This is a genomic window from Acidiphilium sp. JA12-A1 (genome assembly GCF_000724705.2).
GTDB classification, from domain to species: domain Bacteria; phylum Pseudomonadota; class Alphaproteobacteria; order Acetobacterales; family Acetobacteraceae; genus Acidiphilium; species Acidiphilium multivorum.
Genome location: NZ_JFHO01000101.1, coordinates 1 through 22001, shown reverse-complemented (window position 1 = coordinate 22001; position 22001 = coordinate 1). Strand labels below are relative to the sequence as shown.

17 protein-coding genes are annotated in these 22001 nt (G+C 71.8%); 10 read left to right on the top strand and 7 right to left on the bottom strand.

The window, feature by feature from the left end; all coding sequences use genetic code 11:
- Positions 1 to 51 precede the first annotated feature (51 nt).
- The 3 genes from ptsP to RT91_RS16755 are packed head-to-tail and all read right to left on the bottom strand — an operon-like array spanning position 52 to position 4548.
- The gene (gene ptsP, locus RT91_RS16765) at positions 52 to 2319 is read right to left on the bottom strand and encodes a phosphoenolpyruvate--protein phosphotransferase (RefSeq protein WP_011941924.1); all 2268 of its coding nucleotides are present in this window, start codon (positions 2317 to 2319) and stop codon (positions 52 to 54) included.
- Positions 2297 to 3334 (bottom strand): nitronate monooxygenase family protein, encoded by a 1038-nt coding sequence (locus RT91_RS16760; RefSeq protein WP_007422817.1) that lies wholly within the window; start codon positions 3332 to 3334, stop codon positions 2297 to 2299. Before RT91_RS16760 ends, ptsP begins: the two co-directional genes overlap by 23 nt.
- Entirely contained in the window at positions 3331 to 4548 is a 1218-nt protein-coding gene (locus tag RT91_RS16755) for an aspartate kinase (RefSeq protein ID WP_011941923.1), read from the bottom strand. The genes RT91_RS16760 and RT91_RS16755 overlap by 4 nt, the downstream gene beginning before the upstream one ends.
- A gap of 97 nt (positions 4549 to 4645) precedes the next feature.
- On the opposite strand from RT91_RS16755, the gene ubiG reads away from it, so the two are divergent.
- Positions 4646 to 5395, top strand: coding sequence for a bifunctional 2-polyprenyl-6-hydroxyphenol methylase/3-demethylubiquinol 3-O-methyltransferase UbiG (ubiG, locus tag RT91_RS16750; RefSeq protein ID WP_007422819.1), 750 nt, complete (start codon positions 4646 to 4648; stop codon positions 5393 to 5395).
- Here the strand turns inward: ubiG and RT91_RS16745 are convergent.
- Positions 5364 to 6317, bottom strand: coding sequence for a LysR substrate-binding domain-containing protein (locus RT91_RS16745; RefSeq protein ID WP_035188598.1), 954 nt, complete (start codon positions 6315 to 6317; stop codon positions 5364 to 5366). The two genes, ubiG and RT91_RS16745, sit on opposite strands and share 32 nt — an antisense overlap.
- A gap of 84 nt (positions 6318 to 6401) precedes the next feature.
- Between RT91_RS16745 and betC the strand changes: the two genes are divergently transcribed.
- The 9 genes from betC to RT91_RS16700 all read left to right on the top strand — a co-directional run bounded on the left by betC (position 6402) and on the right by RT91_RS16700 (position 18331).
- Entirely contained in the window at positions 6402 to 7958 is a 1557-nt protein-coding gene (gene betC, locus RT91_RS16740) for a choline-sulfatase (protein WP_035188596.1), read from the top strand.
- A 120-nt stretch (positions 7959 to 8078) separates the two neighbouring features.
- A complete protein-coding gene (locus RT91_RS16735; protein WP_007422822.1) occupies positions 8079 to 9134 on the top strand; it encodes a GlxA family transcriptional regulator in 1056 nt (351 codons plus the stop codon).
- A 143-nt stretch (positions 9135 to 9277) separates the two neighbouring features.
- A complete protein-coding gene (locus tag RT91_RS16730; RefSeq protein WP_011941920.1) occupies positions 9278 to 10549 on the top strand; it encodes an SRPBCC family protein in 1272 nt (423 codons plus the stop codon).
- On the top strand, positions 10546 to 11637 hold the full coding sequence (locus RT91_RS16725; protein ID WP_007422824.1) for a hybrid-cluster NAD(P)-dependent oxidoreductase: 1092 nt from the start codon (positions 10546 to 10548) through the stop codon (positions 11635 to 11637). Before RT91_RS16730 ends, RT91_RS16725 begins: the two co-directional genes overlap by 4 nt.
- Complete coding sequence (locus RT91_RS16720) at positions 11637 to 12611, top strand: GlxA family transcriptional regulator (RefSeq protein WP_011941919.1); 975 nt, start codon at positions 11637 to 11639, stop codon at positions 12609 to 12611. Before RT91_RS16725 ends, RT91_RS16720 begins: the two co-directional genes overlap by 1 nt.
- A complete protein-coding gene (locus tag RT91_RS16715; protein ID WP_011941918.1) occupies positions 12608 to 14644 on the top strand; it encodes an NADH:flavin oxidoreductase in 2037 nt (678 codons plus the stop codon). Before RT91_RS16720 ends, RT91_RS16715 begins: the two co-directional genes overlap by 4 nt.
- Positions 14644 to 16491: a (Fe-S)-binding protein gene (locus tag RT91_RS16710; RefSeq protein WP_035188593.1), complete on the top strand. Its 1848-nt coding sequence runs from the start codon at positions 14644 to 14646 to the stop codon at positions 16489 to 16491. Before RT91_RS16715 ends, RT91_RS16710 begins: the two co-directional genes overlap by 1 nt.
- On the top strand, positions 16488 to 17564 hold the full coding sequence (locus tag RT91_RS16705) for an electron transfer flavoprotein subunit alpha/FixB family protein (RefSeq protein ID WP_035188591.1): 1077 nt from the start codon (positions 16488 to 16490) through the stop codon (positions 17562 to 17564). The genes RT91_RS16710 and RT91_RS16705 overlap by 4 nt, the downstream gene beginning before the upstream one ends.
- Positions 17561 to 18331: an electron transfer flavoprotein subunit beta gene (locus RT91_RS16700; RefSeq protein ID WP_035188589.1), complete on the top strand. Its 771-nt coding sequence runs from the start codon at positions 17561 to 17563 to the stop codon at positions 18329 to 18331. The genes RT91_RS16705 and RT91_RS16700 overlap by 4 nt, the downstream gene beginning before the upstream one ends.
- A 144-nt stretch (positions 18332 to 18475) precedes the next feature.
- On the opposite strand, the gene RT91_RS16695 is transcribed toward RT91_RS16700, so the two are convergent.
- The 3 genes from RT91_RS16695 to RT91_RS16685 all read right to left on the bottom strand — a co-directional run.
- A complete protein-coding gene (locus RT91_RS16695; RefSeq protein WP_007421934.1) occupies positions 18476 to 19846 on the bottom strand; it encodes an L-serine ammonia-lyase in 1371 nt (456 codons plus the stop codon).
- 75 nt (positions 19847 to 19921) lie between these two features.
- On the bottom strand, positions 19922 to 20482 hold the full coding sequence (locus tag RT91_RS16690) for a sarcosine oxidase subunit gamma (RefSeq protein WP_013639676.1): 561 nt from the start codon (positions 20480 to 20482) through the stop codon (positions 19922 to 19924).
- The coding region (locus tag RT91_RS16685; protein WP_035188587.1) for a glycine cleavage T C-terminal barrel domain-containing protein at positions 20475 to 22001 on the bottom strand (1527 nt) is incomplete at its 5' end. The genes RT91_RS16685 and RT91_RS16690, both read right to left, overlap by 8 nt.

Genomic DNA, 22001 nt, shown 5'->3' with positions numbered 1-22001 from the left:
GCCTGTCCCGTACGGTATCGGATGCGATATGCCCCCTGTAGCGCGTTCGGGCTAGATCGGCAAACCGTGCTCCCGCGCCCAGGCGGTGAGCGGCTCGCGCAGCGAGCTGCCGGCGGCGCCGGCGCGGCGGAGTTCGCGCAGCACCGGGCGCAGGGCGGCGAGGTCGGCCTCGGCGAACAGCGCCTTGACCGGCAGGATCGAGGCGCCGGACATCGACAGCGTGTCGACCCCGATGGCGGCGAAGACCAGGGCATCGAGCGGGCGGCCGGCGGACTCGCCGCAGATCGAGAAACCGACCTCCTCCTCGGCGCAGGCGGCGGCGAGACCCTCGATCAGTTCGAGCACCGGGGCGGAGAGCACGTCGTAACGGCCGGCGAGCTTCGGCGTGCCGCGATCGGCGGCGAAGAGGAACTGCATCAGGTCGTTGGTGCCGAGGGAGACGAAATCGGCCTCGGCGAGCAGGCCGGGGAGCTGGAACAGCAGCGAGGGCACTTCGAGCATCGTGCCGATCTCGATGCGGTTCGGCATCTCGTCGAGCCGGGCGGCCTCGGCCTCGAGCAGGTCGCGCGCGGCGCGGAATTCGGCGACCGTCGCCACCATCGGGAACATCACCGAGAGATCGAGTCCGGCCGCGCCCATCAGCAGGGCGCGGAGCTGCTTGCGCAGGATGGCCGGACGGTCGAGCCCGACGCGCAGCGAGCGCCAGCCCATCGCCGGGTTTTCCACCTGGTCGTCGGCCTCGCCGGGGAGAAGCTTGTCGGCGCCGAGATCGAGCGTGCGGAAGACGACGCGCTTGCCGTCGGCGCGCTGGAGGACGCGGCGGTACTCGGCCGCCTGGGCGGCGACGCCGGGGACGCGGGCGGCGGCGAGGGCGGCGATCTCGGTGCGGTAGAGGCCGATGCCCTCGGCGCCGGTGCGGGTGAGCTGGTCGATCTCGAAGGCGAGGCCGACATTGAGCATCAGCGTGACCTCGGTGCCGTCCCGGGTGCGGGCCGGACGGTCGCGGAAGACGGCGAGCTCGGCGGCGCGGGCGCCGCGGGCGGCGAGGGCGCGGTCATACAGCGCGGTGACCTCGGGGTCGGGGCGGAGGATGAGGGCGCCGGATTCGGCATCGAGCAGCACGGGATCGCCCTGGCGGGCGGCCTCGGTCGCGCCGGCCTCGACGGCGATGGCGGGGATTTCCAGCGCGCGGGCGAGGATCGCGGCGTGGCCGCCGGTGCTGGCCTCCTCGATCGCGACGCCGGCGATGCCGCGCTGGTGCCAGTCGAGCAGTTCGGCGGGGCCGAGGCGGCGGCAGACCAGGACCATGCCGCGCGCATCCTCCGGCTTCGCGGTGCCGGCGCCGAGGGCGGCGAGCATGCGCTCGATCATGTCCTCGATATCGGCGACGCGCTCGCGCAGATAGGGGTCGGCCACCTTGCGCATGCGCCGGCGCAGCTCGCTGCCGACCTGGTCGACCGCGGCCTCGGCGGTCAGGCCGTCGTTGATCGCGGCGCGGACGCGCTCGAGCCAGCCGGTGCCCTGCGAGATCAGGCGATAGGCCTCCAGCACCTCGCGGGTGGCGTGGCCGGTGGGCAGGTGCTCGGAGACCAGGCTGTCGAGCGAGGTTTCGGCATCGGCCATCGCCTGGTCGAGGCGGACGAGCTCGGCCGCGGTGTCTTCCGCGAGGACGTGGCGCGGGCCGGGCGAGCGGCCGAAGGGCAGGGCGGTGCCGCGGACGATGCCGGGGGCGAGCGGATGGCCGGAATAGCGCCGGGCCAGCGCGTCGCCGAAGCCGGCGGCGGCGATGTCGGCCGCACCCTGGCTGGCCAGGATCTCGCCGATCAGCATGGCGATGGTCGAGATCGTCTCGACCTCGAGCGGGGTGTAGACGCGGGGCTCGGAATTCTGCACCGCGATGACGCCGAGGGTGCGGCCGGCGCGGCGGATCGGCACCGCGAGCATCGAGGCGTAGCGTTCCTCGCCGGTTTCGGGGCGGTAGGCGAATTCGGGGTGGTTCTGCGCGTCCGGCAGGTTGAGCGCCTCGCCCTTGGCGGCGGCGAGGCCGATGATGCCCTCGCCCACCCGCACCCGCGTGTGGCCGACCGCGGCGATGCGCAGCCCGTGGGTGGCGGCGAGTTCGAGCATTTCGCCGGCGCGGGCGACATAGACCGAGCAGACCTCGACCGCGAGTTCGGCGGCGATCAGCTCGACCAGCTCGGCGAGGCTGGAATTGCCGGCGCTCAGCCGTTCGCGCAGCTTCGCGAACAGCCGCCGCGAGGCGGCGAGCGGGATGGTGCGCGGGCGGGGCGCGCCCTTAGGCCGCTTCGATCGAGGCATCCGGCTGGCGGACGGTGGCGCGCGCGGCGAAGGCGGCGTCGGCCTGGGCGATGAGTTCGGCGATGATCTCGGCCACCGGCTGGATCGCGGTGACCATGCCGACCGACTGGCCGGCCATCACCGAGCCCTGCTCGACATCGCCCTCGATCACCGCGCGGCGGAGGGCGCCGGCCCAGAAATGCTCGATCGAGAGCTGGGCCTGCTCCTTGTCGAGCTCGCCGGCCTGGAAGCGGCGGATGGTCTCGGCCTGGTGCTCGACGAAGCGGGCGGTGCCGGCATTGGCGAGGCCGCGCACCGGGATGACCGGGAAGCGGGCGTCGAGCTGGACTGAGGGAATCGCGTCGCGCGCGTTCGCCTTCAGGAAGGCGGCCTTGAAATTGGGGTGGGCGATGCTCTCGGCGGAGGCGGCGAAGCGGGTGCCGAGCTGCACGCCGGCGGCGCCCATTTCGAGGAAGGCGAGGATCGCCTCGCCGCGGCCGATGCCGCCGGCGACGAAGACCGGGACCTCGGTGATGACGGGCAGGATTTCCTGCGCCAGCACGGCGAGCGAGACCGGGCCGATATGGCCGCCGGCCTCGGAGCCCTCGATCACCAGCGCGTCGGCGCCGCTGCGGATGAGGCGTTTCGCGAGCACCAAAGCGGGGGCGAAGCAGACGAGCTTCGCGCCGCCCTCCTTCACCGCGCGGACCGCGGCGGCGGAGGGCAGGCCGCCGGCGAGGACGACATGGCCCACGCCGTGGCGGACGCAGACCGCGATCAGCTCCAGCAGCTGCGGGTGCATGGTGATCAGGTTGACGCCGAAGGGCTTCGTGGTGAGCGCCTTGGTCGCGGCGATCTCGGCATCGAGCAGTTCGGGGGTCATCGAGCCGCAGGCGATGACGCCGAAGCCGCCGGCATTGGAGATGGCGGAGACGAGGTGGCGCTCGCTGACCCAGCTCATGGCGCCGCCCATGATCGCGGTCTCGGTGCCGAGGAAGGCGCGGCCGCGGGCCCAGAGCGGATCGAGCGCGCTCATGCGACGTCCAGCCCGTAGGCGGTGTGCAGGGCGCGGACGGCGAGCTCGGTGTATTCGGCGTCGATCAGCACGCTGACCTTGATCTCGCTGGTGGAGATCACCTGGATGTTGATGCCGCGGGCGGCGAGCGAACGGAACATGGTGCCGGCGACGCCCGCATGGCTGCGCATGCCGACGCCGACGACGGAGATCTTGGCGACGTCGGGGTCGGTCGCGAGTTCGGCGAAGCCGATCTCGTCGCGCTTCTCGTCGAGCACGAGGCGGGCGCGGGGCAGCTCGGTCTTGTTGAGGGTGAAGGTCATGTCCGTGGTGCCGTCGGCGGAGACGTTCTGCACGATCATGTCGACATTGATGCCGGCCTCGGCGAGCGGGCCGAACACCGAGGCGGCGACGCCGGGGCGGTCGGGCACGCGGCGGACGGTGACCTTGGCCTCGTCCCGCGAATAGGCGATGCCGGCGACGATTTCCTGTTCCACGATTTCATCCTCATCAACGACCAGCGTTCCCGGCGCATCCGTGAAGCTGGAGAGAACCTGCACCCGCACACGCTCCTTCATCGCGAGTTCGACGGAGCGGGTCTGTAATACCTTCGCACCAACCGAGGCGAGTTCCAACATCTCCTCATAGGCGATGGCGGGCAGCTTGCGCGCCTTGGGGACGATGCGCGGGTCGGTGGTGTAGACGCCGTCGACATCGGTGTAGATGTCGCAGCGGTCGGCCTTCACCGCGGCGGCGACGGCAACCGCCGAGGTGTCCGACCCGCCGCGGCCGAGGGTGGTGACGCGGTTGTCCGGCCCGATGCCCTGGAAGCCGGCGATCACCGGGACCTGGCCCATCTGCATGCGGCGGATCAGCTCGGCGCCGTCGATCGCGTCGATCCGCGCCTTGCCGTGCTGACCGTCGGTGCGGATGGGGATCTGCCAGCCGGTCCAGGAGCGGGCATCGACGCCGATGGTCTGCAGCGCGACGGCGAGCAGGCCGATGGTGACCTGCTCGCCGGTGGCGACCACCGTGTCGTATTCCCGCGCGTCGTAGAGCGGGGAAAGCTCCTGGCACCAGGCGACGAGCTGGTTGGTGGCGCCGGCCATCGCCGAGGTGACGACCGCGACCTCGTGCCCCTCGTCCACCACGCGCTTGACGCGCGCGGCGACGTTGCGAATCCGGTCCAGATCGGCGACCGATGTGCCGCCGAATTTCATCACGATGCGCGCCATGTGATCCGATCTTGCCGTGAAACTGGTATCGACGCGGGAGCGGCGCTTGCTGCCATCTCCCGGCAGGCTCACATAGCGAGCGGCAGGGAGAAGGGCAATGCGGGCGGAAGAGGACGTGAGCATGGATGACGGGCAGGGCGCCGGACGGGCGGACGCGGCGGAGGTGCGGAAATTCGACGCGCTGGCGGCGCGCTGGTGGGACCGGCACGGGCCGATGCGCGCGCTGCACGCGATGAATCCGGCGCGCAGCCGGTGGATCCTCGACCATGTCGCCGCGGCGCGCGGCGGCGCGGCGGGGGTGGCGGTGCTCGATGTCGGCTGCGGCGCGGGGCTGCTGGCCGAAAGCCTGACCCGCGCCGGATGCAGGGTGACGGCGATCGACGCCGCGGGCGAGGCGATCGCCGCGGCGCGGGCGCATGCCGAGGCGCAGGGACTCGGGATCGACTACCGCGCGACCACGGCGGACGCGCTGGCCGAAGCCGGCGCGCGGTTCGACGTGGTGACGGCGCTGGAGGTGATCGAGCACGTGCCGGACCCGCAGGGGTTTCTCGACACGCTGGCGGGGCTGCTGAAGCCGGGCGGGTTACTGTTCATCTCAACACTGAACAGAACGCCGCAATCGATTGTTTTTGCAAAATACGCGGCGGAGTACGTGCTGGGTCTGGCACCGCCCGGCACGCATGACTGGCGGAAATTCGTCACGCCGGGAGAGCTGGCCGCGATGTGCCGCGCCGCCGGGCTGCGGCTGGCGGCGACGGCGGGGATGGTGCCGGCGCCGCTGGCGGGCGGATTCCGCATCGCCCGGGATACGCGGATCAACTACATCGCGATGGCGGTGGCGGGCTGAGGCCGGCCGCTTCGGAGTCGCGGCAGGCGGCGAGCAGCCAGTCGCGGAAGGCGGCGAGGCCGGGCGGGCGGCGGGCCGGGTTTTCCAAAAGGTAATAGCCGAGGCCGGTGGTGACCGGCGGGGCGGCGGCGCAGGCGAGGCGGCCGGTTTCCAGCGCGCCGGCGATCAGCGGGTGCCAGCCGAGGGCGATGCCCTGGCCGGCGATCGCCGCCTGCTGGACCAGGGAATAGGTGTCGAACGTGGCGTCGCCCGGGCGGGGCGGGCGGTCGATGCCGTGGGCGGCGAACCAGCCGCGCCAGGTGAGCCAGGGCGCCGGGTGGCGGGGTTCGAGATGCAGCAGGCGCATCCGGGCGAGGTCCGCCGGGCCGGCGGGGGCGCGCAGCAGGGCGGGGCTCGCCACCGCCGAGACGGTTTCGCGGAACAGCAGGTGCGCGGCCCGGCCCGGCCAGGCGCCGGTTCCCATCAGGATCGCGACATCGGCGGGGTCGGCCAGCGGGTCGGCGAGGAATTGCGAGGCGACGATGCGCAGCTCGGTCGCCGGGGCGGCGGCGGCGAAGGCGCCGAGGCGGGGGATCAGCCAGTCGCCGGCGAAGCCGTAATCGGTGGCGACGGTCAGCGGGCGCTGGCCGGACAGGGCGCGGATGTCGTCCCGCGCGCGCTCGACCGCGGCGCGCGTGGCCGCCGCCGCCTCGAACAGGATCTGCCCCTCCGGCGTCAGGCTGACGCCGCGATGGCGGCGGTGGAACAGGCGGCAGCCGAGATGCGCCTCGAGCCAGCCGACCTGGTGGCTGACCGCGGGCTGGGTGGCGCCGAGCTCGCAGGCGGCGCGGCTGAAATTGAGATGCCGGGCCGCCGCCTCGAACACCGCGAGGGCGGGCAGCGCGGCGCGCCAGTTGCCATTAGCCATGCTGATGGGTTCCATTCATCGATTCGGTCTTCAAGCGGGCCCGGTTTCAAGGCAGCGTGCCGCCGGATCGATATTGGACGCAAGGGGAGATGGCGAGAGATGATGCCTGGGACTGATGGCAACGGAGCAGACAAGGCGGCGGACGGGCGGCCCAATATCCTGATCGTGATGGCCGACCAGCTCGGCGCGCGGGCGCTGCCGGCCTATGGCAACCAGGTCGCGCTGACGCCCAATATCGACGCGCTCGCCGCCGGCGGGGTGGTGTTCGACAACGCCTATTGCAACAGCCCGCTCTGCGGCCCCTCGCGCTACGTGTTCATGAGCGGGCAGCTGCCCTCGGCGATCGGCGCCTTCGACAACGCGGCCGAGTTTCCGGCGATGCTGCCGAGCTTCGCGCACCACATGCGCGCCGCCGGATACCGCACGATCCTGTCCGGCAAGATGCATTTCTGCGGGCCGGACCAGATGCACGGATTCGAGGAGCGGCTGACCACCGACATCTACCCGGCCGATTTCGGCTGGACGCCGGACTGGACCGATTTCGCGACACGGCCGAGCTGGTACCACGATATGAGCTCGGTGCGCGAGGCGGGGCTGTGCGTGCGGACCAACCAGATGGACTATGACGACGAGGTGGTGTTCGCGGCGCGGCAGAAGCTGTTCGACCTCGCGCGCGATGACGACGGGCGGCCGTTCTGCATGGTGGTGTCGCTGACGCATCCGCACGATCCCTTCGCGATGACGGAGGAATACTGGAACCTCTACGACCACGACGCGATCGACATGCCGCGGGTGCGGACGGCGCCGGCTTCGATGGACCCGCATTCGCTGCGGCTGCGCCACGTGTCGAACATGGACAACGAGCCGGTGACCGAGGCGCAGGTGCGCAACGCGCGGCACGCCTATTACGCGGCGATCTCCTTCGTCGACCGCCAGCTCGGCCGGCTGCGCGAGACGGTCGAGGCGTGCGGGCTCGCGGCGCGGACGGTGACGGTGATGACCGCCGATCACGGCGAGCTGCTCGGCGAGCACGGGCTCTGGTACAAGATGAGCTTCTTCGAGGACGCGTGCCGGATTCCGCTGATCGTGCATGCGCCGGGGCGGTTCGCGCCGGCGCGGGTGGGGGCGGCGGTGTCCTCGGTCGACATGCTGCCGACGCTGGTCGGGCTCGGCGGCGGGAGGGTGCCGGCGGAGCTCGCCTGCGACGGCACCTCGCTGCTCGGCCATCTCGAAGGGCGCGGCGGGCATGACGGCGCGTTCGGCGAATATCTCGCCGAGGGGGCGATCGCGCCGATCGTGATGATCCGGCGCGGGCGGCACAAGTTCATCCATTGCCCGGCCGATCCGGACCAGCTCTTCGACCTCGAGGCCGATCCGGACGAGCGGGCGAACCTCGCGGCGGCGCCGGAGCACGCGGCGCTGGTGGCCGCGTTCCGCGCCGAGGTGGCGGCGCGCTGGGACCTCGACGCGGTGCATCGCGCGGTGCTGGCGAGCCAGGCGCGGCGGCGCTTCATCGACGCGGCGCTGCGGCAGGGGCGGCGGAAGTCGTGGGATTTCCAGCCCTTCGTCGATGCCTCGGAACAGTACATGCGCAACCACATGCGGCTCGGCGACCTCGAGAAGCGGGCGCGGTTTCCCCGGCCGGCGGGAGACTGACCCGCCGGCGCGCGGCGGCGCGATGCGGGATGCATGATTTCCGTATCGCGATCCGCGCGAGTGTGGTGATATGCGGTTCCGCCGCATGGCTCGTATGCGGCGAGATCGTGGAGCAGGGCCATGAACGGAAGGGCAGCGAACGCACAAAGGGGCGAGGAGCGGCGACCGCTTTCGGTCGGCATCCTGCTCGCCCATGACTTCACCCTCTCGGCGCTGTCGATGTTCGTCGACACGCTGCGGCTCGCCGCCGACGAATCGGATTTCTCGCGCCCGATCCATTGCCGCTGGACGATCATGTCCGACAGCGCCGCGCCGATCCGCGCGAGCTGCGGGGTGCAGGTGCTGCCGGGCGCGACCTTCCTCGACCCGGCCGGGTTCGACTACGTCGTCGTGATCGGCGGGCTGCTGGCCGGGCTGAACCAGAACGCGGCACCGCTCTGCGCCTATCTCAAGCGCGCCGCCGCGGCGGGGGTGAAGCTGGTCGGCATCTGCAACGGCAGTTTCCTGCTCTGCCAGGCGGGGCTGATGCAGGGGCGGCGGGTCTGCGTGAGCTGGCTGCACTACCAGGATTTCCGCGCGGCCTTCCCCGACCACGAGGTGACCGGCGACCGGCTGTTCGAGATCGACGGCGACCGGATCACCTGCGCCGGCGGGGCCGGGGCGGCGGATCTCGCGGCGCTGCTGATCGAGCGGCATCTCGGCAGCCGGCTCGCGCAGAAGCCGCACCAGGTGCTGCAGCTGACGCGCACGCGCGGCGAGGGGGCGGTGCAGCCGCACCCGCCGGTGGCGCACGAGGTGGCCGACGAGCAGGTGCGGCGCGCGCTGCTGATGATGGAGCAGAACCTCTCCGACCCGGTGCCGATCGCGACCATCGCGCGGCGGCTCGACCTGTCGACGCGGCAGCTGGAGCGGCGCTTCGAATCGGCGCTCGGGCAGCGGCCCTCGCTGCTCTACCGGACGCTGCGGCTGCGTTACGCGCGCTGGCTGCTGGAGACGACGGGCCGCTCGGTCACGGATATCGCGCTGGAGGCCGGCTTCTCGGACTGCGCGCATTTCTCCCGCCAGTTCAAGGCGCTGCACGGGCTGTCGCCCTCGCAGATGCGGCCGGGCATGGCCGGGCGCGACGGCGGCGGCGCCGAGGCGGTCGCGATGCATGCGGGGCCGCGTCCGTTCTGATCCGCGCATGTGAGCAGCGCATGGCCGCCATGCGAGGGGGCTGCGAAATCGTTCTGGCGCGATGTCGCAAAAACGAAAGACGCTGATACACCGAACCGTCACATTCCGTCGCCGGGTTCTGACCCTTTTTGAAAGTGAACGCCATGGCGGATGTCGCTTCCCCTGCACTTCGTGACCTCGTGGCCCGGCGCCGCCGCGGCTACATGCTGGAGCGGGATTTCTATACCGATCCGGACGTCTTCCGCGCCGATCTCGAGTACATCTTCAACCGGCACTGGATTTTCGTCGGCGTGGAGCCGGATGTTCCCGAGCCGGGCGACGTGATGACGCTGAAGATCGGCGACAACGACATCCTGATCTGCCGCGACGACGACGGCGCGATCCACGCCATGCACAATGTCTGCCGGCATCGCGCGGCACGGCTGGTCTCGACCGAGAAGGCGACGGTGGGGCGGCTGGTCTGCCCGTATCACGCCTGGACCTACGGGCTGGACGGCGCGCTCGTGCATGCCGAGCACATGGGCGAGGATTTCGATCATTCCTGCCACGGGCTGAAGAAAATCCATCTCCGCTCGCTGGAGGGGCTGCTGTTCGTCTGCCTCGCCGAGGAGCCGCCGGCGGATTTCGACGAGATGGCGCGGATCGTCGGGCCATATATAGCGCCGCACGAGATCGCCAACTGCAAGGTGGCCCAGCAGATCGACCTGATCGAGGAGGGCAACTGGAAGCTGACGATGGAGAACAACCGCGAGTGCTATCACTGCGCGCTGAACCATCCGGAGCTGACCACCTCGATCTTCGAGTTCGGCTTCGGCTTCGATGCGCGCGAGGACGACCCGGCGCGCGCGGCGCTGCGGCGGAACTATGACGACATGGTCGCGCAGTCGTGCAGCGCCTGGGCGGCGAGCGGGTTTCCCTCCGAGGAGATCGGCCATCTCGACGACATGGTCTCGGGATTCCGGATCGGCCGGATGCCGATGGACCGCGATGGCGAATCGCAGACGCTGGACACCAAGGTGGCGAGCCGGCGCCTGCTCGGCCAGGCCAAGGAGAAGCGGCTCGGCGATCTCTCGTTCCATACCCAGCCGAATTCCTGGCACCATTTCATGAGCGACCACATCGTGACCTTCTCGGTGCTGCCGCTCTCGCCGGACCGCACGCTGCTGCGCACCAAGTGGCTGGTGCATCGCGACGCGATCCAGGGCGTGGATTACGACCTCGAGAACCTGATCCGGGTGTGGCGCGAGACCAATCTGCAGGATGGCGCGCTGGTCGGCCTCGCGCAGGCGGGGGCGTCGGGCGCCGGCTATGTGCCGGGGCCGTATTCGGCGGAAACCGAAGGCCAGGTCGAGGCTTTCGCCAACTGGTATGTCCGCCGCATGGCGGCGCATCTCGGGATCGAGCCGGCGCGATGAACATGACGCCGGCCGAGCGCTGCCGTGCCGCGCGCGACGGCAGCCTGTCCGTCTGGGACCCTGAGGTCGACGACGTGCTGGTCTGCGTCGATGCGCGGCTGGAGACGCACGACGTGCGGACCTTCACCTTCGTCAGCCGCACGCCGTCGCGCTTCAGCTACTGGCCGGGCCAGTTCCTCGTGTTCGACGTGCCGGTGGGCGGGGAGATCGTGCAGCGCTGCTACACGATCGCCTCCAGCCCGACGCGGCCGGACCAGATCTCGATCACGGTGAAGCGCAAGCCGGGCGGCGCGGTTTCGCCCTGGCTGCACGACAATCTGCGGCCGGGGATGGAGATCCGCGCGATCGGGCCGCTCGGGGATTTCAGCTTCGTGGCGACGCCGGGAGAAAAATACCTGTTCCTCTCGGGCGGTTCGGGAATCACGCCGCTGATGTCGATGACGCGGGCGCATCAGGACCTCGCACCTGATGCGGACATCGTGTTCATCCATTTCGCGCGGACGCCGGAGGACATCATCTTCCGCGACGAGCTCGCGGTGATGGCGCGGCAGATGCCGAACCTGCGGGTGATTCCGGTGTGCGAGGCGGATGGCGCCGGCGGGCGCTGGGGCGGGCCGCGCGGGCGGGTGACGCCGCAGCTGCTCTCGCTGCTGGCGCCGGATTTCGCCGAGCGCTGGATCTTCAACTGCGGGCCGCCGGTCTACATGCAGGTGGTGCGCGACGGGCTCGTCGGCCTCGGCTACGACATGCGGTATTACTACGAGGAGAGCTTCGATTTCGGCGTGCCGCCGCCGGTCGAGGAGGTGCTGGCCGCGCAGGGGGCGGAAACCTTCGAGGTGACGTTCAGCAAGTCCGGCCGGACGATCGGGGTGGCGCCGGGGCAGCATATCCTCGCCGCCGCGCGCGAGGCGGGCATGCGGCTGCCCTCGTCCTGCACCAAGGGCGTGTGCGGCACCTGCAAGAGCAAGCTCGTCTCGGGACGGGTGGACATGAAGCACCAGGGCGGCATCCGCCAGCGCGAGATCGACCAGGACATGATCCTGATCTGCTGCTCGACGCCGCTGACCGATCTCGTGATCGAACGCTGATGCCGCGGCCGCTGAACCCCGCCGCGCTGTCGCATTTCGGCTTCCTGCTGCTGCCGAACTATTCGATGATCGCGGTGGCCAATGCGATCGAGGCGCTGCGGATGGCCAATCGCTGCGCCGGGCGGGCGGTGTATCGGTGGAGCCTGCACGCGGTGGGCGAGACGCCGGTGACGGCGAGCAACGGGCTGAGCCTCGGCGCGGTGACGGCGCCGGAGTCAGGGCCGGCGCCGGATATCCTGTTCGTCTGCGGCGGGCTCGACGTGCGCTCGGCCGTGGGGCGGCCGGTGCTCGCGGCGCTGCGCCGCGCGGCGCGGGCGGGCACGCCGCTCGGCGCGCTCTGCACCGGCACCTTCGCGCTCGCCGCCGCCGGGCTGCTCGACGAGTATCGCTGCGCCGTCCACTGGGAGGACATGCCGGCGATGCGCGCCGAGTTTCCGGAGATCGAACTGGTCAACGAGCTGTTCGTGCTCGACCGCAACCGGCTGACCTGCACCGGCGGCACCGGGCCGCTCGACATGATGCTGGCGCTGATCGAGGCGCGGCTCGGCCGCAACGTGGCCGAGCATGTGCGGGCGATTTTCGTGCTCGACCGGATCCGCCCGAGTGCCGAGCGCCAGCCGCTCGACAAGGACGACCGCGGCCATGCCGGGCAGCCGATGCTGGCGCGGGCGATGGTGATGATCGAGGCGCGGCTTGGGGAAAAGCAGATTCTCGGCGAGATCGCCGGCGAACTCGGCATTTCGCTGCGGCAGTTGCAGCGGCTGTTCCGCGCCCATGTCGGCGAGAGCCCGGCGGCGTTCATCCGGGCGCGGCGGCTGAAGCGGGCGCAAGGGATGCTGCAATCGCTGCGGGTGCCGGTGACCGATGTGGCGATGGCCTGCGGGTTCGGCTCCAGCACGCATTTCGCCAGCGCCTATCACGATTATTTCGGACATCCGCCGCGCGCCGAGCGGCGGCCGGGAGGCATTGCATGATCGCCCATGCCGAGGCGCTGTTCCGCCCGCTGACGATCCGCCGGACGACGTTCCGCAACCGGATCATGAGCACGAGCCACGCGCCGGGCTACGGCCGCGACGGCAAGCCGCAGGAGCGCTACCAGCTCTACCACGCGGAAAAGGCGAAGGGCGGCATCGGGCTGACGATGTTCGGCGGATCGTCCTCCGTCTCGCTCGACAGCCCGGCGGCGCCGTGGAACCAGATATCGGTCGCGGATGACAGTGTCATTCCGTATTTTCAACAATTTTCCGAACGCGTGCACGCGCATGGCGCGGCGCTGATGATCCAGCTTACGCATATGGGGCGGCGGACCCGGTGGGATACCGAGAACTGGCTGCCGACGCTTTCCGCCTCGCCGCGGCGGGAGCCGGCGAGCCGGTCGATCCCGCGGGAGATGGAGCAGGAGGATATCGACCGGGTGGTCGCCGATTTCGCGGCGGCGGCGCGGCGGGCGCGCGAGGGCGGGCTCGATGGCTGCGAGCTCTCGGCGGCGCACGGGCACCTGGTCGACCAGTTCTGGTCGCCCTCGGTCAATCATCGCGGCGATGGTTATGGCGGGTCGCTGGAGAACCGGATGCGGTTCGGCTTCGAGATTCTCGAGGCGATGCGGGCGGCGGCGGGGGATGATTTCCTGATCGGCATCCGCATGTCGGGCGACGAGATGCTGGCCGAGGGGCTGAGCCACGAGGATTGCGTGGCCATCGCCGAGGCGCATGCGCGGCGCGGGCTGGTCGATTTCATCAACGTGCTCGGCGGGCAGGCGCGGGACCATCTGGCGCATGCGGTGTCGCTGCCGAACATGTCGTTTCCGGTCGCGCCCTTCCTGCCGCTGGCCAGCGCGATCCGCCGCGAGGTGGAGGTGCCGGTGTTCCACGCGCAGCGGGTCACCGACCTTGCCACCGCCGCGCGCGCGGTGGCGGAGGGGCATGTCGACATGATCGCGATGACGCGGGCGCACATCGCCGACCCGCATCTCGCGCGCAAGCTGCAGGACGGGCGGGAGGACGATATCCGCCAGTGCGTCGGCGCCGGATACTGCATCGACCGGATCTATACCGGGGCGGATGCGCTGTGCATCCAGAACGCCGCGACCGGGCGCGAGGCGACGATGCCGCACGTGATCGGCAAGGCGGCGCGGCGGCGGCGGGTGGTTGTCGTCGGCGGCGGGCCGGGCGGGCTGGAGGCGGCGCGGGTGAGTGCCGAGCGCGGCCACGAGGTGGTGCTGTTCGAGCGGGAGACGGCGCTCGGCGGGCAGATCAACATCGCGGCGAAGGCGGGATGGCGGGAGGCGCTGTCGGGGATTCCGCGCTGGCTCGGCGCGCAGGTGCGCAGGCTCGGCGTGGATCTGCGGCTCGGTGTCGCGGCGGATGCGGCGATGGTGCTGGCGGAACGGCCGGACATCGTGATTCTCGCGACCGGCGGCGTGCCCAATCCGGGCTTCATGGAGGGGGCGGAACTGGTGACGACGACCGCCGCGATCCTGCGCGACGGGATCGCGCTCAGCGGTTCGGTGCTGCTCTATGACGGGATGGGGCAGCACAACGCCGCCTCCTGCGCCGAGTTCCTGGCGAAGCGCGGCGCGCTGGTGGAACTCGCGACCGGCGACCGGATGGCGGCCGAGGAGGTCGGCACCACCAACCAGCCGATCCATCTGCGCGAACTCTACCGCCATGACGTGATCATGACGCCGAATCTCGACCTGCTCGCGGTGCGGCGGGAGGAGAACCGGCTGGTCGCGGTGCTGCGCAACACGATGGATCTCGCCGAGGAGGAGCGGGTGGTGGATCATGTCGTCGTCGATTTCGGCACGCTGCCGGATGACGCGCTTTATGATCCGCTGAAGGCGGGGTCGGTCAACCGGGGGCGGATCGATGCCGGCGCGCTGGTGGCGGGGCGGGCGCAGCCCTGGCCGGAGGACGGATACGCGCTGTATCGCATCGGCGATGCGGCGGCGGGGCGCAACATCCACGCCGCGATCTACGACGCGCTGCGCCTCTGCAAGGATTTCTGATGGCGGGCCTGTTCGTCCTGCTGGCCTGGCTGCTGCTGGCCGGGGTGGTCGCGCAGGGGCTGCGTCTCGCCGCATCGTGGCGGCGGGGCGGGGCGGCGCCGGTGGACTGGGCGCGCGGGCTGGCGGCGCTGCCGCGGCGCTATCTCGTGGATGTGCATGGCGTGGTGGCGCGGCGGGCGGCGGCGGCGCGGATGCACCAGGCGATCGCCGGGGGCTTGCTCGGCGGCACCGCTCTGGTGCTGCTGGGCATCATCCCGGCGCTGCGTGGCGCGGAAATGCTTTGGCTGCTGGCCGCGCTCGGCTTCGGCTTCGCGATTTTCGGCGCGCGGCTGGTGGCGCAGAGGCGGCAGCCGGCGCGGCCGGCGTCGCTTTCCGGCGGGGCGTTCCAGGGGCTGGCGCGGGATCTGGCCGCCTATGCGGCGGGCGGGTTCCTGGCCTCGCTCGGCATCCTGCTCGGGTTGTGGCTGCCGGCGCTGGCCGGGATCGGGCTTGCCGCCTGGGGCGGGGCGCGGCTGGTGGCGGGGATTGCGACCGGGCCGATGCGGCACGCGCTGGCCGGGGCGGTGCATCTCGCGGCGCATCCGCGGCCGGAGCGTTTCGCGGGGGCGGCGGCGAGCGGGCTGTTGCCGGCGCAAAAATTCGGCGTGGCGGCGATCGGCGATTTCGCCTGGAACCGGCTGGCGGGGTTCGATGCCTGCATCCAGTGCGGGCGGTGCGAGGAGGCGTGCCCGGCCTTCGCCGCCGGGCAGAAGCTGAACCCGAAGGCGCTGATCCAGGACCTGGCGACGGCGCTGCATCCGGAGGCGCCGGCCTATGCCGGCTCGCCGCATCCGGGCATTTCGTCGCCGGGCCCGGTGCTCGGGCGGCTGCACGCGGAGACGCTGTTCGCCTGCACGACCTGCCGGGCCTGCGTATCCGCCTGCCCGATGATGATCGAGCATGTGGATGCGGTGGTCGATCTGCGGCGGCATCTGACGCTGGACGCCGGCGCGGCGCCGGGCAAGGCGGACCAGGTGCTTTCGGAGCTGCGCTACGCGTTCAATCCGGGCGGGTTCGAGCCTGGGCGGCGGCTCGATTTCGCCGCCGGCGGGCTGCGCGTGCTGGGCGAGGGCGAGAGCGCCGACATCCTGCTCTGGCTCGGCGACGGGGCGTTCGACGCGCGCTATGGGCGGACGCTGCGGGCGCTGGTGGCGATCATGCGGGCGGCGGGGCTGGATTTCGCGGTGCTGGGGGAGGCCGAGCGCGATTGCGGCGACCTCGCCCGGCGGCTCGGCGACGAGGCGGGGTTCGAGCGCCTCGCGCGCGCCAATGTGGCGGCGCTGGCGGCAAGGCGGTTCGGGCGGATCGTCACCGCCGATCCGCACGCGCTGCATGTGCTGCGGCAGGAATATCCGGCGTTCGGCGGGCACTATACGGTGCAGCACCATACGGCGCTGATCGACGAGCTGATCGGCACTGGCGCGATCCGGCCGGAGGCGGCATCCGGCGGGACGGTGACCTATCACGACCCGTGCTATCTCGGCCGTTATAACGGCGAGTATGACGCGCCGCGGCGGGTGCTGGGGCGGATCGGCCTGGCGGTGAGCGAGATGGAGCGCCATGGCGCGGCCTCGTTCTGCTGCGGCGGCGGGGGCGGCGCGCCGGTTTCGGACATCGCGGGCGAGCGGCGGATTCCCGATCTGCGGATGGCGCAGGCGCGGGAGACGGGAGCGGATATCGTCGCCGTGGCGTGCCCGGGCTGCACCGCGATGCTGGAGGGGGTGACAGGCGCGCGGCCCGAGGTGCGCGACATTGCCGAGCTGGTGCACGCGGCGATGGCCACGGTGCCGGCGGAGGCGCGGGCGTGAGCGCGAAGCGGCGCGATCCCCGGGCCGAGCGCGCGGCGGTGGTGGTGGCCGAGGCGCCGCGCCGGCGGATCGACCGGACGCATCGCGGCGGGGCGGTCGCGCAGGGCGCCACGGTGGCGCCGGCGGCGGCGCCGGTCGTGACGATCGCGGACCCGGCCTATCTGGTGTTCGCCGTGGTGGAGATGGCGGGCGGCGTGCTGTCGCGCCATGACCGGCAGGTGCTGGGGGCGGCGCGGCTGCTCGATGGCGGCGGGACGGCGGCGGTGCTGCTGCTGGCGCCGGGCCTGCCGGAGGACGCCGGTGCGGCGGGGGCGGACCGGGTGATGGTGCTGCCGGCGCGGGACGATCCGGCGGCGCTGGCGGCATCGGTCGCCGCCGCGATCGGCGCGCATCGGCCGCGCCATGTGGTGTTCGCCGAGAGCGCGGATGGCGGGGATCTGGCGCGGCGGGTGGCGGCACTCTGCGACGAGGCGCTGTTCGATGCGGTCGAGAGCCTGTCGGCGCGGCAGGCGATCCGCCCGGCTGCCGCGGGGCGGGCGGAATGGCGGGCGGCGCCGCCGCGCCTGCTGAGCATCGCGGCCGACCGCATCGCGCCCTGGCGCGGGGCGGCGCATGCGGCCGAGCCGGTCGATCCGCCGGCCGATCCGGCGAGGGATGCGGCGCTGGCGGTGCGGCTGTCGCCGCTGCCGGTGGAGGCGGCGAATGTGCGGCTGGACGAGGCGGGATTCGTGATCGCGGCGGGAAACGGGGTGACGGATTTCGCGGGGTTTCGCGATCTCGCGCGCGCGCTCGGGGCGACGCCGGGGGCGAGCCGGGTGGTGTGCGACGCCGGCGCGTTGCCGCGAGCGATGCAGGTCGGCGCGTCGGGCACCGTGCTCAACGCCGACTGCTACGTGGCGTTCGGGATTTCGGGCGCGCCGCAGCATCTGCAGGGGATCGGCACGGTGGAGCATGTGGTCGCGGTGAATACCGACCTGCACGCGGCGATGATCGCGCGGGCGGACCTGGCGGTGGTCGCGGATGCGCAGGCGGTGCTGCCGGCGCTGCTCGCGCTTCTGGGAGCCGAGGCATGAGAATCGTCGTGCTGCTGTCCGCCGGGCGGCATCCGGCGACGGGCGCGCCCTGCCCGGTGCTGGCGGAATTGCAGGCGATCGCGCTGGCGCGGCAGATCGCCGGGGCGGGCGGCGCGGTCGAGGGGCTGCATGCCGGCGGGCGCGACGAGGCGGTGCTGGACGCGCTGGGGCACGGGATCGACGGGCTGACGCTGGTTGCGGCCGGAGCGGCGGACGATCCGCTCGGCGCGCTGGTGGCGGCGCTGGAGGGAAGGATGCCGGACCTGATCCTCGCGGGCCGGCGCGGCCGGGGCGGGGCGGATGGCGGGCTGCTGCCCTACCGGCTGGCGCGGGCGCTGGGATGGCCGATCGTCGCCGATGCGATCGGGGCCGGGATTGCCGGCGGCGAGATGACGGTGACGCAGGCGCTGCCGCGCGGCGGGCGGCGGGCGGCCACGGTGCGCGGGGCGGCGGTGATCACCGTGCATCCGGCGGCGCCGGCGGCGCTGCCCTATGTGCATCGCGCGCGGCTGGCGGGACGGGTGAGCGAGGTGGCGGGACCGGCGGCGCTGCCGGCGGCGCTGCCGGAAGGAGCGGAAATCAGGCCCTACCGGGCGCGGCCGAAGCTGATCGGCGATGTCGGCGGCGGCGGTTCGGCGGAGGCGCGGCTGCAGGCGGTGAGCGAGACGCGGGATGCCGGCGGGCGGGTGATGCTGCGGCCGGCGCCGGACGAGGCGGCGGCGGCGATCCTCGAGTTCGTGGCGCGGTTCAGGCCCCGCAAGGCCTGACGCCCGGATCACCTTCCGATCCTGCGGGATGATGCCCGCTTCATCGATGTGGCAGAGCGCGACATCCGATCCATCCGGACCGGAAAGCGCGTTTCATCGATATGACAGAGCGCGACATCCGATCCATCCGGATCGGAAAGTGCTCTAGCACTCGATGAAATTGGCGGCGAGGCCGCCGAGCGAGGTTTCCTTGTATTTCGTGTTCATGTCGGCGCCGGTCTGGCGCATCGTGGCGATGACCTGATCGAGCGAGACGCGGTGCGAGCCGTCGCCGCGGGCGGCGAGGGAGGCGGCGCTGATCGCCTTGATCGCGCCGAAGGCGTTGCGCTCGATGCAGGGGATCTGCACCAGGCCGCCGACCGGATCGCAGGTCATGCCGAGATGGTGTTCCATGGCGATTTCGGCGGCGTTCTCGATCTGCGCGTTGGTCGCGCCGCGGGCGGCGGCGAGGCCGGCGGCGGCCATCGAGGCGGCGACGCCGACCTCGCCCTGGCAGCCGACCTCGGCGCCGGAAATCGAGGCGTTGGTCTTGAACAGGCCGCCGATCGCGGTGGCGGTGAGGATGAAATCGTGCAGGCCGGCGCGGCTGGCGCCGGGGCAGCTGTCGCGATAGTAGCGCAGCACGGCGGGAATGACGCCGGCGGCGCCGTTGGTCGGCGCGGTGACGATGCGCCCGCCGGCGGCGTTCTCCTCGTTCACCGCCATCGCGAACAGGCTGACCCAGTCCATCGGCTCGTGGGGTGCGAGATCGTTGCGGCTGGAATCGGCCTCCAGCCGGGCGCGCAGGGCGCGGGCGCGGCGGGTGACGCGCAGGCTGCCGGGGAGCATGCCCTCGGCGGCGAGGCCGCGCTCGATGGCGCTCATCATCACGTCGATGACCAGGTCGATATGGGCGGTGACCGCCTCCGGCGGGCGCAGCGCGGTTTCGTTGGCGCGGACGATCGCGGCGATGGACAGGCCGGTCGCCGCGCCGATGCGCAGCAGCTCTTCCATGGTGGCGAAGGGGTGGGGCACGTCGTCGGTGATGGCGCCGAGATCGGCCGGTTCGTCCTCGCGCAGCACGAAGCCGCCGCCGACCGAGCACCAGCGCTCGCGGGCGAGGAGGGTGCCGGCGGCGTCGTGCGCGGTGAGTTCCAGCGTGTTGGGGTGGCGGGGGGCGGCGGTTTCGAAATCGAAGACCAGGTCCGCCGCCGGGTCGAAGCCGATCTCGTGCCGGCCGGCGAGGGTGAGGCGGCGCGCCGCGGCGACGGCGGCGACCAGGGCGTCCGCCCGGTCGGGGTCGACGGTTTCGGGCGCCTCGCCGGACAGGCCGAGGATCACCGCCTTGTCGGTCGCGTGACCCTTGCCGGTCCAGGCCAGCGAGCCGAGCAGGGTGACGGTGACGCGCGCGGTGCGGGGCAGCAGATCGGCCTCGGCGAGAGTCGCGGCGAAGCGGTGCGCGGCGCGCATCGGTCCGGTGGTGTGCGACGAGGACGGGCCGATGCCGATCTTGAACAGGTCGAAGACGCTGATCATGCTTTGATGCTTCTGTTGCTTGATGGGGCTGGCCGCCTGGTCCGGCCGGATGGGTCGATCCGGCCGGGGGAAGCCCTAGTCGGGATACTCCCGCCCGATGGCGGCGAGAAGGCCCCAGAGATAGGGGGCGAAGGAGCGCCAGACCTCGATGTGGAAGCGGGTTTCGGCGGTGCGCCAGAGCACGATGTCGGCCTTGCCGAACAGGGTGCGGGTGGCCATGCCGACGGGGAAGGCGGCGAGGTCGAGATCGAGCGGGCAGAGGGCGTTGAGCATCGCCGTGCAGTCCGGCCCCTCGATCGAGACGCCGAGCTGGCGGTGGGAAATGTCGGCCAGCGCGTAGTCGCGCGGCGTGAGAGCCGCGGCGAGGGCGGCTTCGAACGCCTCCCAGGTGTCGGCGACGGGGGCGAGGAGCAGGAACTCGTCCGGTCCGAGGCGGATCGCGGTGCGGGCGCCGGACTCGGTGGCGCGGTTCATCCCGAGGGCGAGATCGACCCCCAGCGCCGCGCCGGCGGCCTCGACGGCGGCCGGCTTGACGCGCAGCGAGACGCGCGTGGCGCGGGGCATCTCGCGCACCCGGCGGTCGCCGACGAGGCCGGCGAGCGGGGAGGCGAGGCGGGTCTGCATCACGTCAGCCATCGAGCCTGGCTCCTTCACGGTCGTAGAATACCGGATCGGTGAGGCGGACCGGGATCGCGCGGTCCGCGAGTTTCACATGCAGCGTGTCGCCGATGCGGTCGCGCCCGCCGCGCACCAGGGCGAGGGCGATGGAGCGGCCGAGCGTCTCGCTCCAGTAGGCGGAGGTGACGTGGCCGAGGATCTCGGCGGGCGGCGGCCGGCTGGGATCGGCGACGAGGTGGGATCCTTCCTCGAGCACGATATCGCCGGGCTCGGTGAACAGGCCGACGAGCTGCTTGCGCCCGGTCTGGCCGGCGAAGGCGGCGCGGTCGAGCGCGCGCTTGCCGACGAAATCGGGCTTCGCCTTGCCGATCGCCCAGGCGAGGCCGACATCGTCGGGCGTCGCCGTGCCGTCGGTCTCCTGGCCGACGATGATGTAGCCCTTCTCGGCGCGCAGAACGTGCATCGTCTCGGTGCCGTAGGCGGTGATGTCGTGCCGGCGGCCGGCGTCGAACACCGCCTCCCAGACGGCGCGGCCGTAATCGGCGGGGACGTTGATCTCGAAGCCGAGCTCGCCGGTGAAGCTGACGCGGAAGAGCCGGGCCGGGATGCCGGCGACGCGGCATTCGACCATGCTCATGTGCGGCATGGCGGCGCCGGAGATGTCCGCCCCCTCGACGAGCGGGGCGATCACGTCGCGCGCGCGGGGGCCCTGGACGGCGATGACCGCGTATTGCTCGGTGGTGGAGGTGAGCCAGACATCGAGCTCGGGGAACTCGGTCTGCAGGTAGTCCTCCATCATGGCGAGCACGCGCGGGGCGCCGCCGGTGGTGGTGGTGACGTGGAAGCGGGTGTCGGACAGGCGGCCGATCACGCCGTCGTCGATCACGAACCCGTCCTCGCGCAGCAGCACGCCGTAGCGCAGGCGGCCGGGTTTCAGCTTGGTCCAGGCGTTGACGTACATCCGGTTGAGGAACTCGGCGGCGTCCGGCCCCACGACCTCGATCTTGCCGAGGGTCGAGGCGTCGAAGATGCCGACGCTCGCGCGCACGGCGCGGCATTCGCGGGCGACGGCGCTGCGCATCGTCTCGCCGCCGCGCGGGAAATAGCGGGCGCGTTTCCAGATGCCGACATCCTCGAACACCGCGCCCTGTTCCGCCGCCCAGTCGTGGATCGGGGTGTGGCGCTCGGGCTCGAACAGCGCGCCGCGGGCGTAGCCGGCGAAATAGCCGAAGGGGACCGGCGTGTAGGGCATGCGGAAGGTGGTGGTGCCGATCTCGGGGATCGGGCGGCCGAGCTCGGCCGACATGATGCCGAGCGCGTTCATGTTGGAGAGCTTGCCCTGGTCGGTCGCCATGCCGTTGGTGGTGTAGCGCTTGACGTGCTCGACCGAGCGGAAGCCCTCGCGCAGGGCGAGCGAGATGTCCTTCGCGGTGACGTCGTTCTGGAAGTCGATGAAGGCGCGGACCGAGCCGGGGTTGCGGCCGTGCGGCGTGGCGCCGAGGAAGCCGCCGGTGGCGGCGGGGGCGTTGGCGACCGC